The organism is Butyrivibrio sp. TB (assembly GCF_900110805.1).
Classification (GTDB): Bacteria; Bacillota; Clostridia; order Lachnospirales; family Lachnospiraceae; genus Butyrivibrio; species Butyrivibrio fibrisolvens_C.
In genome coordinates, this window is sequence record NZ_FOER01000018.1 from 38,867 (window position 1) to 54,828 (window position 15,962).

16 protein-coding genes are annotated in these 15,962 nt (G+C 41.4%); all 16 read right to left on the reverse strand.

Going from position 1 to position 15,962, the window contains the following annotated elements; translation table 11 throughout:
• Positions 1-25: 25 nt before the first annotated feature.
• The 16 genes from BMX21_RS12475 to uvrC all read right to left on the reverse strand — a co-directional run bounded on the left by BMX21_RS12475 (position 26) and on the right by uvrC (position 15,829).
• A complete protein-coding gene (locus tag BMX21_RS12475; protein WP_092044864.1) occupies positions 26-922 on the reverse strand; it encodes a diacylglycerol/lipid kinase family protein in 897 nt (298 codons plus the stop codon).
• Positions 923-953: 31 nt separating this feature from the next.
• A complete protein-coding gene (locus BMX21_RS12480; protein ID WP_022756069.1) occupies positions 954-1,220 on the reverse strand; it encodes an HPr family phosphocarrier protein in 267 nt (88 codons plus the stop codon).
• A gap of 49 nt (positions 1,221-1,269) precedes the next feature.
• The gene (gene whiA / locus BMX21_RS12485) at positions 1,270-2,217 is read right to left on the reverse strand and encodes a DNA-binding protein WhiA (RefSeq protein WP_092044867.1); all 948 of its coding nucleotides are present in this window, start codon (positions 2,215-2,217) and stop codon (positions 1,270-1,272) included.
• Between the two features lie 21 nt (positions 2,218-2,238).
• Positions 2,239-3,126: an RNase adapter RapZ gene (gene rapZ, locus BMX21_RS12490; protein ID WP_092044870.1), complete on the reverse strand. Its 888-nt coding sequence runs from the start codon at positions 3,124-3,126 to the stop codon at positions 2,239-2,241.
• 119 nt (positions 3,127-3,245) lie between these two features.
• Complete coding sequence (gene murB, locus BMX21_RS12495; protein WP_092044872.1) at positions 3,246-4,157, reverse strand: UDP-N-acetylmuramate dehydrogenase; 912 nt, start codon at positions 4,155-4,157, stop codon at positions 3,246-3,248.
• 150 nt (positions 4,158-4,307) lie between these two features.
• Positions 4,308-5,243: an ROK family glucokinase gene (locus BMX21_RS12500; RefSeq protein ID WP_022756073.1), complete on the reverse strand. Its 936-nt coding sequence runs from the start codon at positions 5,241-5,243 to the stop codon at positions 4,308-4,310.
• 30 nt (positions 5,244-5,273) lie between these two features.
• Complete coding sequence (gene hprK, locus BMX21_RS12505) at positions 5,274-6,215, reverse strand: HPr(Ser) kinase/phosphatase (protein WP_022756074.1); 942 nt, start codon at positions 6,213-6,215, stop codon at positions 5,274-5,276.
• A gap of 269 nt (positions 6,216-6,484) precedes the next feature.
• Entirely contained in the window at positions 6,485-7,666 is a 1,182-nt protein-coding gene (locus BMX21_RS12510; RefSeq protein ID WP_092044874.1) for a MerR family transcriptional regulator, read from the reverse strand.
• A 126-nt stretch (positions 7,667-7,792) separates the two neighbouring features.
• Positions 7,793-8,224: a DUF6483 family protein gene (locus tag BMX21_RS12515; RefSeq protein ID WP_092044877.1), complete on the reverse strand. Its 432-nt coding sequence runs from the start codon at positions 8,222-8,224 to the stop codon at positions 7,793-7,795.
• 30 nt (positions 8,225-8,254) lie between these two features.
• Positions 8,255-8,836, reverse strand: a complete 582-nt coding sequence (locus BMX21_RS12520) for a helix-turn-helix domain-containing protein (RefSeq protein ID WP_242952917.1) — start codon at positions 8,834-8,836, stop codon at positions 8,255-8,257.
• A 204-nt stretch (positions 8,837-9,040) separates the two neighbouring features.
• On the reverse strand, positions 9,041-9,382 hold the full coding sequence (locus BMX21_RS12525; RefSeq protein WP_080655964.1) for a GNAT family N-acetyltransferase: 342 nt from the start codon (positions 9,380-9,382) through the stop codon (positions 9,041-9,043).
• Positions 9,383-9,444: 62 nt separating this feature from the next.
• On the reverse strand, positions 9,445-9,909 hold the full coding sequence (locus BMX21_RS19700) for a hypothetical protein (RefSeq protein ID WP_242952918.1): 465 nt from the start codon (positions 9,907-9,909) through the stop codon (positions 9,445-9,447).
• A 46-nt stretch (positions 9,910-9,955) separates the two neighbouring features.
• Positions 9,956-10,189 (reverse strand): hypothetical protein, encoded by a 234-nt coding sequence (locus BMX21_RS19705; RefSeq protein ID WP_242952919.1) that lies wholly within the window; start codon positions 10,187-10,189, stop codon positions 9,956-9,958.
• Positions 10,183-11,061 carry a MarR family transcriptional regulator gene (locus tag BMX21_RS12535; protein WP_143057257.1) on the reverse strand — a complete coding sequence of 293 codons (879 nt, stop codon included), beginning with the start codon at positions 11,059-11,061 and terminating at the stop codon, positions 10,183-10,185. The genes BMX21_RS19705 and BMX21_RS12535 overlap by 7 nt, the downstream gene beginning before the upstream one ends.
• A gap of 631 nt (positions 11,062-11,692) precedes the next feature.
• Positions 11,693-13,687, reverse strand: a complete 1,995-nt coding sequence (locus BMX21_RS12540) for a right-handed parallel beta-helix repeat-containing protein (RefSeq protein ID WP_092044882.1) — start codon at positions 13,685-13,687, stop codon at positions 11,693-11,695.
• A 261-nt stretch (positions 13,688-13,948) separates the two neighbouring features.
• Positions 13,949-15,829, reverse strand: coding sequence for an excinuclease ABC subunit UvrC (uvrC, locus tag BMX21_RS12545; protein WP_022755291.1), 1,881 nt, complete (start codon positions 15,827-15,829; stop codon positions 13,949-13,951).
• Between the last annotated feature and the right edge of the window lie 133 nt (positions 15,830-15,962).

Here is a 15,962-nt window from a genome sequence, read left to right on the forward strand (position 1 = left end):
TCCTCTTTATATTATTATTTTCATATCACGGAACTTTAATTGCAACAGCACGCGGTATATTGCTAATCTCTACTTTCGTATGCTCACCGCCGTATTCACCGTCTCTTGTCCATGCAACGGGAATATCTGATTCGAAAGTGATATGGCTTAGTTTGAAGCTTATGAGATCATTACTACTAAACTTGTTGTTACCAAGAAGTGCTCCTACAAGATTAGGCAGCTCTATAAGACTCTGAGGTCTTCTTACAAGTGTAACCTCGTACTCGCCATCATCAAGCCTTACGTTCTTGCCGGTTATATTCTGAATGCCGCCAACCTGTATAGAATTAGTAACCATACCATAGATGAACTCATCTTCTATCACAGTACCATTACCATAGGTTATCTTCATATGATAAGACCTTATATCCTGAAGTTCTTTGACACTTTGAAGGATATAAGCGGCATGCCCCAGAGCATTTTTTAGTGTCTGGTCCGTAGAATACGATATATCTGTAAATATGCCAAAAGCAGCACAATAAACGAAATTCTTATCGTTCATCGTACCGACATCGCACATAAACTCACTACTTTTCACTACTATCTCAGCAGCCCTTGTCATAGACGAAGGGATCCCAAGACTCTTTGCAAAATCATTGGTAGAACCGGCCGGGACATAACCTATCGGCACTTTGACATTAGAATTCATCATGCCGGAAACCACTTCATCCAAAGTACCGTCTCCGCCACAGCACACAACTATATCATAGCCATCATCACGTTCACGGACACGTCTTTCGCCATCTCCCTGACTCTGAGTAGGATATGCAGTAACTTCATATCCTGCTTTGGTAAAAATATCTATCAGATCAAGGAGATGTCCTCTTATAGTAGCCTTCCCGGCATGAGGATTATAGACAAATAACATTTTTTGAGCATTCATATATTAATAGTCTGCCCTTTTATAATATTTTTCAGGCCAGTGAAGTAGCACCCTCAAGATAGTTGGCCATATCTGCTACAGCAGCAGCTTCGTCACTGCCTTCAGCGATAACGTCTATCATTTCACCACTCTTAAGATTAAGAGTCATCATACCCATTATGCTCTTGGCGTTAACTTTTCTTTCCTGTACTTCGATGTGAATAGTGCTGTCATACTTGCTTGCAACCTGTACAAGTTCAGCGACAGGACGTGCTTCAAGTCCGTGTGGCAGTTTGATTTCAATAGATTTTTTAATCATAACTCCTCTTTCCTCTGCGCTTTTTAAGCGTACTAAAACCTTACTTCTATCAGCCTCGCAGCTTATCTGCAAGTTCGCTGAGTTTACGAAGTCTGTGATTGACTCCGGATTTACCGACAGGTGGACGTAAATATCCTCCAAGCTCGGACAATGTTGCTTCCGGATGTTCGAGTCTAGCCTCAGCTATGGCCCTAAGGCCTTCTGAGAGTTTTGCGATACCGTAATGCTGCTCGATATACATGATGTCATCCAGCTGCCTTGAAGCTGCTGTTGCAGTCTTGGCAATATTGGCAGTCTCACAGTTAACGCGGCGGTTAACGGAATTGCGCATATCTTTCAGAATCCTGAGATTTTCAAGATTCATAAGACCTACGTGGGCTTCCATTATATTAAGAAGATCTACAATCTCCTCGCCCTCTTTGAGATATACTACGTAATACTTCTTCCGAGGTATCAGCCGACCCTTAATACTAAAGTCCTCAAGAACATCAAGAAGCTGATGTGCCTGATCTTCATTGTCACATACAAATTCCATATGATAAGACTTTGTCGGATCTGATATCGAACCGGAGCAGATAAACAGGTCTCTAAGGAAAGCTCTCTTGCAGCACTGACTGCGCAACAAAAGAGGACTCACTACTCCGTTTGGAACCCGAAGTGTCCCGTCCCCATCGATTTCCTTAAGCGCCATGAGTATCGTCTTCAAAATGCCGCTATCAAGATCTACCTTCTTGTAATAGCGCCCATTTACGTGTAACTCTCGTTCCGTCTCCAGAATATCAGTATCTATATTAAATGCTTTTTTTAATATTGTAAAGCATTTTCTAACCGAAAAAACGTTATCTGTTTGCATGAAGAGCGATAATTCCTGGCTTTGCGGATCTTTTTCCAATATGCACTCCATACGAAATATGACCGCAAGTCCGGCCAACTGGCAATGCCTTGCTTTTCCTGTATGGGTTATAAGCTCTTCTTTTACATCTGTAGAAAAAGACATATCAGTCCTTCCTCATTTCTGTCAGGCTTGGGGCGGAACAAAGCTCTTTCTGGCCTTGTCCACATCTCGGTGGAAAATCTTAAGTCCATAATTGCCCTTGCCATACATTCTGGCAAAAAGTTCATTGGCTATCGTAACGCTTCTGTGCTGGCCTCCGGTACAGCCTATAGCTATTACAAGCTGATACTTACCTTCCTTGATATATCCCGGGATCAGGAATGTAAGCATATCTTCAAGCTTGTCCACAAACTGTCCGCATTCCGGGAAGCTCTTGACATAGTCCTGAACCGGCTTGTCATTACCTGTCTGATGACTAAGCTCTTCTACATAATACGGATTTGGAAGGAATCTTACATCGAATACAAGATCCGCATCATCCGGTATTCCATATTTAAAGCCAAAAGAAAGGATCGTGACTATAAGATTATTATAAGATGCATTCTCTACGAAAATACGATTAAGTTCTATCCTTAGCTCCCTTGTAAGAAGTTTGGATGTATCGATTATATAATCCGCCTTCTCCTTAAGTCCTGAGAGAATCTCTCTTTCTCTTTTGATTCCATCTTCTATCCTGCCGCCTGCAGCCAGTGGGTGAAGGCGCCTTGACTCTTTGTACCTTTTGACAAGAACCTGATCGCTAGTCTCCATGAAGAGGACTTCTACAGGGACTCCCTTTTGCCTTAAGGAATCTATCATGGCTGGAACCTCGCGGAAGGCTTCGCCGCCTCTTACGTCCATACCAAGAGCCACCTTGGTAATATCGCTCTCCGGTACCAAGATCAGTTCTACGAATTTCTCTATTAAAGATATGGGGAGATTGTCTACGCAATAATATCCCGAATCCTCAAGCATGTGAATCGCGGTTGACTTGCCGCCGCCGCTCATACCTGTAACTATAACAAAGCGCATATAAATCTCCTTTCAAAATCGCTATACATTTTTGAATCAAAGATTCAAAAATGCCGTAATAGAGTAGGTTGAGTTCACCTTCGGTGAAGGCTCTATTACTACCCTTTACCCCTTATTCTTTACTCAAAATCTCCAAGAAGGATCACTTCTGTATCCAGCTCTACGCCGCTAGTTTCAAGCACTGTTTTCTGGACGTGTCTTATTACATCTATAACATCCCTGGAAGTTGCTCCGCCTTTATTAACTACAAATCCGCAGTGCTTGTCCGATACCTGTGCTCCGCCTATGGCAAATCCCCGCAGACCTGCATCTTGTATCAGCTTACCTGCAAAGTACCCTTCAGGCCTTTTGAAGGTAGATCCTGCACTTGGGAATTCAAGCGGCTGCTTGTCTCTTCTTCTTGCAGCATAATCAGCCATCGCTTCTTCTATGGCCTTTTTATCTCCATTAAAAAGAGTAAAGGTAACTCCAAGAACATAAAGCTTCTCATCGCCTATCCTGCTGCCTCTGTACCGAAGCTTCATGTCATCAACAGACATAGTCTCTACATGTCCGTCCTCAAACATAATATCAGCTGACTCTACGACATCCTTCATCTCAGACCCGTAAGCGCCTGCGTTCATACGAAGGCATCCGCCTACAGATCCCGGAATACCTGCAAGAGCTTCCATTCCTGTAAGTGAATGTTTCAAAGCTTCCTGCGCTACCTTGGAATTAAGGACTCCGGCGCCTGCCAAGATACGGTTTCCATCTACTTGAAGTGTGTCAAGCCCGCTCATAGATATGATAACTCCGTGATATCCATTATCGGATACCAGGAGATTACTTCCATTACCTGTGACAAAAAAATCTATATTCTCTTTTTTGAGAACCGTAATAAGCTTAGAAAGCTCATCCTTAGAACTTATTCTAATAAAATAGTCAGCAGGCCCACCTGTTCTGAATGTAGTGTGCCTGCTCATAGGTTCATCCCCAAGGATATTCTCCTTGGGGATGATTGCATTAATCTGATCAAGTATTTCCTGATTCAATATACTTCCTCCGATTGACGAAGATGATTGGTTCGTTATCAGGAGTTAATTTTCCTTGGAAAAACTAATCTCCGGGAGTTAATTTTCCTTGGAAAATTAATCTCCTACAGGCCCGGTTTTTGGGCCGAGAGTTAAATTTTCAAAGAAAATTTAATCTCCTATGACCATCTTCGCTGCGCCGCAGATACCTGCGTTGTTTCCAAGCTCTGCCAGAGCAAAAGCTGTCTCTTGGCAGCCTTCAAATACATACTCTTCAAATGATGGCTTTAAAAGATCAAAGATAATTTCTCCGCACTTTGATACTCCGCCGCCTATTACTATAACTTCAGGATTAAGGATTGTAGCACATATAGCCAGTCCTTTTCCCAGATAGTAACCATACTTCTTAGTGATCTCTACAGCAAGCTCATCTCCTGCCTTGGCAGCATCGAAGATTCCTTTACTTGAGAGCTGTCCGCGTCTAAGTACAGAATCCTTATCTGTTGCTCCCAGTATACGTGATGCAAGAAGTACTATACCTGTAGCAGATGCATACTGTTCGAAACAGCCCTTATTGCCGCATCCGCACTTTTTAGTCTCATTGTCTTCTATATGGATGTGTCCGATCTCTCCGCCGGAGCCTGCAACACCGTTAACAATCTTGCCGCCGATGATGATACCACCACCAACACCTGTTCCAAGAGTTACCATGAGCATATCGCTATGTCCGCGTCCACCGCCTCTCCAGGCTTCACCAAGAGCTGCTACATTGGCATCATTGCCGGCTTTGACAGGAAGCTCGACAAGCTTTTCAAGTTCTTCCTGAAGATTCTTTCTGCCCCATCCGATATTAACTGCCTGGAATATAACTCCGTTACTGTCTACAGCGCCGGGAGCTCCTACTCCGACACCTGCAATATCCTCCTTGTTAAGTCCCTTTTCTTCGATCTTAGCCTTGATTGAAGAAGCGATATCCGGCAGAATGTTCTCTCCATTATCTTCTGTTCTTGTGGGTATCTCCCAGCTCTCTTCAATGTTACCCTCATAGTCCAGAAGACCCATCTTTACAGTCGTTCCGCCTATATCAACTCCAAATGCATACTTCATTAATGTAATCCCATAACCTTCCTATAAAATTTAGTCATCGTCCTCATCTCCATGATGCTGGAGTGAATTCTGCACTCTATTATAAAGCTCCTGAGCAGCATTATAACCCATCTTCTTCTGACGGTGGTTAACAGCGGCAGATTCGCATATAACCGCCAGGTTTCTACCGGGTCTTATAGGGATTCTGTGACATACGATCCTGTTGCCAAGATATTCTGTATACTGCTCCTCAAGTCCCAGTCTGTCATACTCCTTGTCCTTGTCCCAGTCTTCAAGCTTGATGACAAGGTCTATAGCCTTACTGTCACGAACACTTGATACACCATAAAGTGTCTTGACATCTATGATTCCGATACCTCTAAGCTCGATGAAGTGTCTTGTGATATCAGGCGCACTTCCAAGAAGAAGCTCGTCACTTATTTTCCTAAGTTCTACTACATCATCGGATACAAGTCTGTGTCCACGCTTAATAAGCTCAAGTGCAGCCTCTGACTTACCGATGCCGCTGTCACCTGTGATAAGAACGCCTTCACCGTATACATCGACAAGTACGCCGTGGATAGAGATGCAAGGTGCAAGCTTCTCATTAAGATATCTGATGATCTCAGCCATAACAGCAGATGTAGGCTTTCTGGTCATAAGAACAGGAACCTGCTCTTCGTTGGCAATCTTAAGGAACAGATTGTCAGGTACCAGCTCTCTGCAGAAAATAACAGCAGGTATATCAAATGAAAGAAAATCTCTGTAAGCCTTCTCTTTCTGCTCCTGTGGAAGTGACTCCATATAGGTATACTCAACGAATCCTACAATCTGAAGTCTTGTTGCCTCGAAGTGTTCAAAATATCCGGCAAGCTGCAGCGCAGGTCTGTTGATATCCGGCTGTGTGATCCTGATTTTCTCTATCGGTATATCAGGTGTCAGGTTATCAAGTTTGATCCATTCAATGATAGTTTTAAGTTTAACGCTAGCCATAATAAGATCCCTCCATATATTAGGAAGTTTAGATACAATTGCCCTGACTTTTGTATAAAAGACAAGGCAATTCCAATCCCCATTAAATCAGTTTCAGTTTATCATACAGGCTTAAGCGTTTCAACATAATAGCAAGAATCAGAACTTGAGGCCTATTTATAAGCGCCTGTCGCGAGCAAAGCGAGCGGCTAATGGTTCAAATTGGTGACGCTCGCGACACCAATTTGGGTTTGAAAGTGGAACACTTTCAAACTTTCTCATGTCACTTGTCACCTAAAACAGTGATAGAATACCGTGTCCATATCTATAGTTACAGGTTCGTCTTTAAGTAGCACAGTTTTAAAATAATTCTCTAATAGATTTCTGTTATCCTCAAGGTATTTTCCGCCTTCTGGATACTTTTTCAGCACTCTGTCAAAAAGAGCATCTGCATTATCAAATACAAGTGGTCCCGGAAGTGCTATCTTGTCTACTCTATCGAAGTTCTCTGCTAAAAGCTCTTCAAACTCTACGTCTGCCTGCCTTCTTTCTTGTCTCTTTTTAAGAGCAAAAGAAATATCTAATCCTGCTTCAGTAAAGCACTTCTCCCAGAAATCATATTCCTTAACTGCTTCACCATAGTGATTAACTGAAAACATTCCACCAGGCGCAAGCACCTGTGCCACATTCTTGATAAAATATGCATCATCATGCAGATAAGATAAAAGATAATGTGCTATGATCTTTGAATACTTCTTCTCTCTTATCTTTTCCCAAGTTTCATCTTTTTCTAGATTACTGAAAATCACCTGTATATCAGAGCCTTCCGGAAGCGTCTTGCGGTTGTCTTCAAGATAATTATATAGATCATCAGCCCAGTTTCCGTGTATGTCTACGCCTTCCACGTTGAAATCCTTGGGAATACGTTCCCAGTTCTTTCTCCACAAAAGGCCATAGCTACAACCAAGGTCAAGAACAGTATCTTTTTCCTTAAATGATAGCGAATTAAAAATCTTTTCATACCACTCAATTCCGTCTGCAGCATGTTCCGCAGCATACCATCTGCGCTCATCCGCCCCCTGACTCATCTCCATCTTCCTGATGATGTCAGCGATATCATCCCAGTCAGGATTCTCATCAAATCTTGCAAGTGCAGATTTAATGCAATTTGCAGATTTTTGAAGCTCATATATTTTCTGATTCATCATTTCAAGCTGCTTTTCAAGGATTTCTCTTATAGAACTCTGATCATCATTTTCAAGACTGCTCTTAATATCTTCAAGACTAAATCCAATGTGCTTAAGAGCTATGATCTTTTCAAGAATAATTAGTGAGCTTTTATCATAGAGCTTATAATTTCCCTCAGTAAGCTCAACTGGCTTAAGAAGCCCCTTTTCATCATATACGCGAAGCGCCTTCGTCGATACTCCTGCCTGCTTTGCAATTTCTCCGGATGTCATTTTTTCTTTCATACTGCTGCCCTCCATTTAAAAAAACTCCATAACCATTAAGCAAAACACATGACATTAAACCTTCTTATCCTGTGCTGTTTAATGTTAAGGGCTGCCCCAAGGGCAAGGTCAATACTTTTTTGAACATTAAATCTTATTATATTCTGAATATGTGTCTATTCCTATAACAGTACCTTCTACAATATCGATAACATCAGCATAGCCTGCCTGTCGCATTAAGCGGTTTATTCCATCAAGCACTTCTTCCCTGGAGAAATCATGCTCTATAAGGAACTTTTCCTCCTTCTCAGATAAATATTGATAGAACATTGCCGCAGCAGCAATGCTATTCTTATCAGAATAATCAAGAGATTCCAAAAGGAGATTCTCAGCTTTATTTATCTCTCCGCGATCTATCATTTCAAGAAGCTCAGCAAGTTTTCTCCCGGAAACCTCATAGCCATTATCACGCTCCATCTCTACTGCAACATACTTTTTACCTAGCATTAATGAAAAAAGTACCCTTACCATTTCCTTAATGATGCGCATGATATAATCTTTTTCATCCTCAAATGTCATAATGCACCTCCGCTCTCATACGACAATACATCATTTTCTGTGCCTGGATGAAATAGCCGCTAAAGCCCTAAGTACAACAAAAGATATAATAAAAATGATACCAAAGAAAGCAATGGAGAGCTGAAATTCATTTCTTACAGAATATCTAAGCGCTATAAAGAAAAAGGGTACTGTAAACACCAATGAAGTAACTGCACTGACAAGAAGATCCCTACTTATGACCTCCGACTCCTTCTTTGAGCCGTTCCATGCACCTGCTCTGACAACAAGCGTCAGATATATAATGCCTCCGGCTAATATAGCTGCAGTTTCTCCAATTACCAGTTTCATGTCAGCATACGTTACCAATTGAACCAAAATTGCAGCTGCACATACCATAAAAACTGCAATAAAGCCATAACTGCTTGCTTTTACCGCTTCCTGTTTCTGAATATCAGTGTAATCAGCTACCGTTTTCAATGTTTCTTTTAATTCTTTATCCATCTCGCTTTTCCTTTCTCCATTAAGGAGCTCTTTAATGTCAATATCATAGTAATCAGCGAGTTCTATCATGATAGCAAGATCAGGCATATTTGATCCTGTCTCCCATCTTGATACAGTTCTCCCTGACACTCCTAATATTTCAGCAAGTTGCTCCTGTGTTAATTTTTTTCCTTACGAAGTTCGCGTAAGAATGCTCCTATCTTCTGTGAATCCATGTGTTCCTCCTCTCACTCACAGAATATAAAAAGTTGCCTGATTAGTACACGACATAAAGCGAGAAAATGCCGATTTCTCGATTAGACAGCCTTGTCTATTATTTCTAACTCAGCTCATTTAGATGACCTTCTCAAATAGCTGATCCATTCCCCCATAAATCGTTTCAAAATCTCCAAGCTTTGTAAAGCCATACTTCTCATACAATCCCTGTTCTCCACTCATAATAAATACTTTATGATAGCCTACCCCATTAGCATAATCACAGGCACAGTTAATCATCTGCTCAGAAATACGCTTTCCACGATATCGCTCATCCACAAACATGAAACCTATAAAGGGAGTATAGTTATAATCATCAGGCAGTTCATCCTTTTCAGCAACTGTACAATATCCAGCGATATTGTCATCATCCAGTGCGACAATTACTCTTTCCCAATTCTTAAAATCATTTTTCTCCATCTTATCAGCAAGAGCCTTTCCTGCTCTCCAGAAACATTCCCTCACTTATCTATTTATTGTTCTTATAAGTACTTTGAACGAAGGATTTCTAAAGCATCCTCCATAGATATCTGTAATCCAAGCTGCTCTATCCTTACAGGTTCAGATATAACTTCTGTCAGAAACGCTTCAATACTCTCGCGAACAAGTCCTTCGGTCTCTATGTTTACTTCAGGGTCAACTATCTGAAGAAGCCTGAACACATCGTTCTTATGCTTTTTATAGTCGCGTTCATTAACATGTTCCCCTTTTGATTTTCTTCGCTTCAGATCAACCCAGGCATACATTTTAAAAGGAATTATATAATCAGCACCTAAAACACTGATACCATCAACAACTCTTCGCCCTTTTAACATAAAATCATAAAAATCATCGTTCAATAGAATTGCCGATAAACTGGAAGTATCATCATCTATATGAATTGGTATAATCCCTTCTTCGACTTCAAGATTGTACCCAGGCTTTCTTGAAAACAGTTCTATCATCACAGGATATCCATCAATCGGCTCAGTGAATCTGTAAAAATGCATTTTATCACTGTTTTTCCAGCCGCATTTGTATTTGCCTTCCTTGATATATTCCCAAAAGTTTTTTTGCAAACTCTTCCTTTTTATCCTCTAAGATCAGAATCATATCAATATCTTTGGTCAGCCTGAAATCAATATCAGCCTCCGACATAAGAATATCGCAGGCTGCTCCTCCAATGACTGTGTAATAATCTTCAAATCCTCTGAATTTATCTCTAAAAGAATCAATTCCCGCTACCATTTATACTCCTCCAAAAAGCTTTGTAATTCGCCTTCAACACGTTCATCCGCATTGTCTGACAGGCTCATGGCAAGTGATACCGGATCTACTTCGCCGTTATTTGCAAATAGTCCCGGATCATATTTCCAAAGTTCTACTCTACTCGTCCTAATATCATCCTGCCATCTCGTATCTACCTCTTCAAAGCCGCTCACAATATCGCTGCCTTTAACGACAGCATATACATCCTCGCTTGGCGCAGCAAGCATACTATGTCTGCTTAGCATCGTTTCTCCGGCGATGAACAATCCTTCTTCTTTTGTAATCTTTGTATGGACAATCTTCTGCACAGGGTTGATCAGATAATCCTTTGCTACCTCAAATAGCTCACGCCCTCTATAGTTAGGAACCATCCTTATCTCTTTTCCTACTCGTTCTTCTCTGATAAGGTCCATCTGCTTAAGTTGCTCTGAAGCTCTGGTAATTGACATTTTCGTCAATCCAAGATCATCTGCAGCCTGCTTTTTTATGAAAAAGTCATTTTCACTTTGGTATAACAGATAAAGAAAAAGGCATTGCGTTGCTGGCATCATTTTGTCTGTAGACACAATCATTTTTCTTTTTAAGTTATTACTAAGCATTACCCCAAGGAAAGGCAAAAAAATCTGATCCGGTAATGAAATAAACGGAATCTCTTTTGCTATCAACGCATCTCTTTGTACTCTTGTGATGTCATCAAAGCAAAATGCCGCATTAAGCCCCGTCTTTTCCATATACTGAGAAAGCTGCTTTTTGAATGCCACAACGCCGAACTTCTCCCGGTCTGACAATTTGACAATCAAAAATGATGCATCTCCCATTACAGCACTATAGAAGACTCTTCCTGATACCATGTATAAAGGTAACCCTTTTAGTTTAATTTGTTCCAAATGACAGTTTATACCAAAGGCGTTTTTTAAAGCATTTTCCAGCATAATATCACCTCGATAACATTTTTCTTTTATAGTAACATTAAATATGTTATTGTTCAATATTTATGTTACTATCCTACAAATCTCAGTGATATCAAACCCCAAAACAACATCTATGCTTTTTTATTTTAATAGCAAAGTTCAGTCCTGTCATTTAACGTGTGGTTGATAAAATCAGCATTAGCTCGTAATGTAATCCAGAATTTCCAAGTCTTTCATTTTTCCGGAGGAAATCATACTCCTCCGAGTTCATTAACTTCTTAAAATCCATTACAATCCTAAACCCCATTCTGAACTCATCTAACCATACGCTCTACTATTTCTTTAGTCTCATCACTGAATCCATCAAGGTCCTTCATTGAGATAACCTCATAACCCACCAATGACGCCAGATGCACATGGAACATTCAAATGCTGATATCTTCTGACTTGTACCAAATATATAAGATAAAGAAAGAGGCTGCAAACCCAGATAAAATCTAAGTTTACAGCCATACACATTACTGCCGGCGACCGGGATCGAACCGGTCACCGTTATATTTTTACTCTATCTTTAATATAGTCTTTCCTTCGCACCATCACTTGTTGCAAAAGGTCCCGGGATCACATCTGCGCCGCGGTGACCACCCAGATAATCCACATTAAATGTGATAGGAGTTCCGTCAGGATTCTCGAACTTCTGTGATGGCTCAAAGGCTTCGCCAAGTGTATCTGTTGAGATCATGCCTGCCTTGAAATCCTTAAGTACGTCATAGATATTGGTATCAAGATAGTACTCGCCGTCTTTTTCTACAACATCTACATAGACCTTGCCGGAATCGTCTGTGAAGAAGTTCTTCTCGTTCTTCCATGGCTTTGCACCTTCGAAGTATGCATTTCCATCGATCCATACAGGCAGATGAGCGAAGTGGAATGGGTCATGCTTCATCATGTTAGGATGCTCTTCTTCCATATCGAATTTGGAGAGCCACTCATCATATACAGGATACTCGTCAAAACAGTATGTGCCGACTTTCCTGTTCTCTACAATCTTCTGATCAGGCTGAGAATCACTTAGAAGTACCAGGTCTTCTGACGGCCACTTCTGTATGAAGATGTTGTTGTAGAAGCGGTCATCTCCGTGGAGTATAGTCATAAAGCCCATGACTTCTGTTCTATGCGGCATGTGATATGGAGTATATCTCCATGATGTACCATCTCCCACCATGGTAAAAGAGCCTGCGCACAGATTATGAACCATAGCAACGCCCTGAGTTGCGATACGAAGTGATACATCTGACAGAAGGATATTGTTATCTATAAGTGTAGGCCCATGGCTTACTTCAACGAATATATCCTGGCAAGTCATACCGCCCTCAAGCTGCTTGGCAAAAGAAGGTCTCTCATTATCGTGAAGAAGGTTCTGAGTGATCCTGGTACCCTGAGCTTCCCAGTCACACCAGATACCCATAGTACAGTGATGTATGTGATTCCTTCTCATGACTACATCGATAGCTGCATGCATCTTGATACCGGCTATCTCTGCCCCGCCAAGTTCCATCATGTTATTGATATGATGGATATGATTGTCCTCTATGATACTGAAGACTCCGCCCATACGCCCTATGATTCCGCCCTGTTCGCAGTGGTGGATGTTGTTTCTCCTGATTATATGGCCGCCAATCTTCTCTTTAAGCCATCCATAATACTGACCACGGCATACAGAATCTCTCTCCATCTGAGTAGGGCTCTTAACATGCCTTGTAGTATAGAAGTTACTGTTCTCAGGATCGTAGTAGCGTCCTACGCAGATTCCGGCACATTTACTGCCCCAGATCTCGCAGTCTTCTATGATCCAGCCCTTACTCCAGTGAGGAGCGATCATTCCGTCCTGATATGCTGCAGGGGGTGCCCATGTTGTAGCAGCTTTATTAATATTAAACCCGCTTACTGTGATATAACTGATGCCTTCTTTACTAGGCATGAAGCATTCACGTCTTACATTGATCTCTACATTCTCTTTATTAGGATCAGCTCCTCCAAAGTTTGCATAAAATACTGTTTCATCAGTCTCTGTATCCTGCTGTGCGTACCACTTTCTTGTAGATCTTTCAGGATCCCATGAACAGTCATATACCTTAGCTTCTATTACTTCTTCAATGCTAAGAGCTTCATATAAGGCTTCATCATTTAGCCATACACAGCCTGTGTGCTTGTTGGGAGTAGCGAAGTACCAGTCGCCGTATACAAGTGTTGTATACGGATTGTATGATCCAAAGATCCCATTCTTTACTCTTGCGCTCCAGACATCCCCTTCATATCTGGTCCAACCTGCAACCTTCTCAGCACCTGTTATGATAGCTCCAAGAGGCTCAGCGCTCTTATACACGATCCTCTTATCTTCAGTTCCTGCATTTACAGGATCTACATACTCTCTGTATGTTCCCGGAGCTACAAGAACTTCATCACCAGGCATTGCAACCTTGGCAGCCTCGCTTATCCTTCTAAACGGAAGCTCTTTCGAGCCATTACCATCATGCTTTGCATTTACGTCAACATATAATGTCATATATACCTTCTCTCCTTGTGTCTATATGATTGGTATTTACTATACTATTTTATCCTTTCCGGATTGCATATGTACTTATATTTTTTACTCAATATATATCATTTTTTATTATCAACTAAATTTCATTGCTGATTTTGCAAAATACCTCATCAATACTTTTTATATCAAAACCATTTTTTAAATAACTAAATTAAACTTCGCACTTGCCAAACATATGTCACCCCTTGAGGCAGTGCCGATGTGGACAATTTATAATGCATTTTACTTTTCTTCTTTATGAAAGAATTCGTAAACTGCCAAAGCTTCTTTTTCCCTAAGTTCAGGGACCTTCATAAGTTCCTCTACAGAAGCCTCTTTAATATCCTTGATCGACTCAAAGTCTCTCATGAGAGCTTTCCTTCTGGCAGCTCCGATTCCGGGTATGTCGTCAAGTACAGATCTTACCTGGGCTTTACTTCTTAAGGATCTGTGATATTCTATGGCGAATCTATGAGCTTCGTCCTGGATCCTTGTTATAAGCTTAAAGCCTTCGCTGCGAGTGTCTATAGGCAGCTCTACATTGTTAAAATAAAGGCCTCTTGTTCTGTGATTGTCGTCCTTGACCATACCGCATACTGGGATATTGATACCAAGCTCATCAAGGACCTGGAGGCATATATTGACCTGGCCTCGTCCACCATCCATGAGGATCAGATCAGGGAATCTGGTGAAGCTTCCATACTGGGCATCTATATTTCTAAGCTCCATGTCCTGCCTTTCTTCAAGGCCGTGAAGAAGCCTTCTTGTAAGGACTTCATGCATGCAGGCATAATCATTAGGGCCTTCTACAGACTTGATCCTGAATTTTCTGTAGTCGCTCTTTTTGGGCTTACCCTTTTCGAATACGACCATAGATCCAACATTGGCAAAACCGCTTATATTCGATATATCATAAGCTTCCATTCTGACAAGATTCTTCATGCCCAGGATCTTCTCTATCTCTTTGACAGCGCCTATAGTCCTTCCTTCTTCGCGCTTTATCCTCTCCCTGTCTTTGGATAGAATAAGAGATGCATTCTCTGCAGCAAGCTCCATGAGCTTTTCCTTCTGACCTCTTTCAGGGACAGTGATATACATGCGGCTTCCCTTCCTTCCGGATAGCCACTTCTCTATCACTTCCTGATCCTCTATAGCAACAGGCAGCATGAGCTCTCTTGGAATAAAAGGAGTACCTGAATAGAACTGCTTCACAAAATCAAGCAGTATCTCTTCCTGCGGATTACCTCCTACATGCGTCATGTAGAAGTGCTCACGTCCTATAAGACGTCCATCTCTTACGAAGAATACCTGAATAACAGCATCGCTTTCATCAGAAGCTATAGCTATGATATCCTTATCCTCCATAGAAGAGTCAGTCATCTTCTGCTTCTGGGCAACGCTTCTGACATCACTTAGAAGGTCTCTAAAGTGCGCTGCCTTCTCGAAGTCCATCTCTTCCGAAGCCTTATACATCTTATCTTCAAGGTCTTTTAAGATGACATTATAATTGCCGGAGAGAAAGTCCAGAGCCTTATCTATATGCTGCCTGTATTCTTCCTGACTTACCTTACCTGTACATGGCCCGCAGCATCTTCCCATATAGTAGTTAAGACAGGGTCTTTGCTGGCCTATATCCTTGGGAAGAGACCTGTTGCAGGTTCTAAGACCGTATATTTTGTTAATAAGATCTATAGTAGACTTAACAGCCTGAGCGCTGGTAAAAGGGCCAAAGTATCTGGCCTTATCTTTTCTCATAAGTCTTGAAAAAAGAATCCTTGGATACTCCTCCTGTACTGTTACCTTGATATAGGGATAAGTCTTATCATCCTTGAGCAGCGTATTGTATCTGGGTCTGTTCTCTTTGATCAGATTGTTCTCAAGGACAAGGGCTTCAAGTTCTGAATCCGTAACGATATATTCAAATCTCGCAATCTTAGAGACCATCTGATCTATCTGGGGGCCGCGGCCTACTATTTTCCTAAAGTAGGACTGAACACGCTTGTGAAGATCTATAGCCTTGCCCACATACATGATTACATCATCTGCGTCGTGCATTATATATACGCCCGGACTGTGGGGGAGTTTTTTGAGTTCTTCTTTTACGTCAAATCTGTTTTCTTCCATATACTACCTCATGCCTCACATATTACCTATATGCAGAGGCTGATGAACACGTAAGCTTACTTCTTAATACAATAAGTGCACCTACACCACTAATTATCTTTCAAACTGTAATGCAGATGCACTATTTATCTTC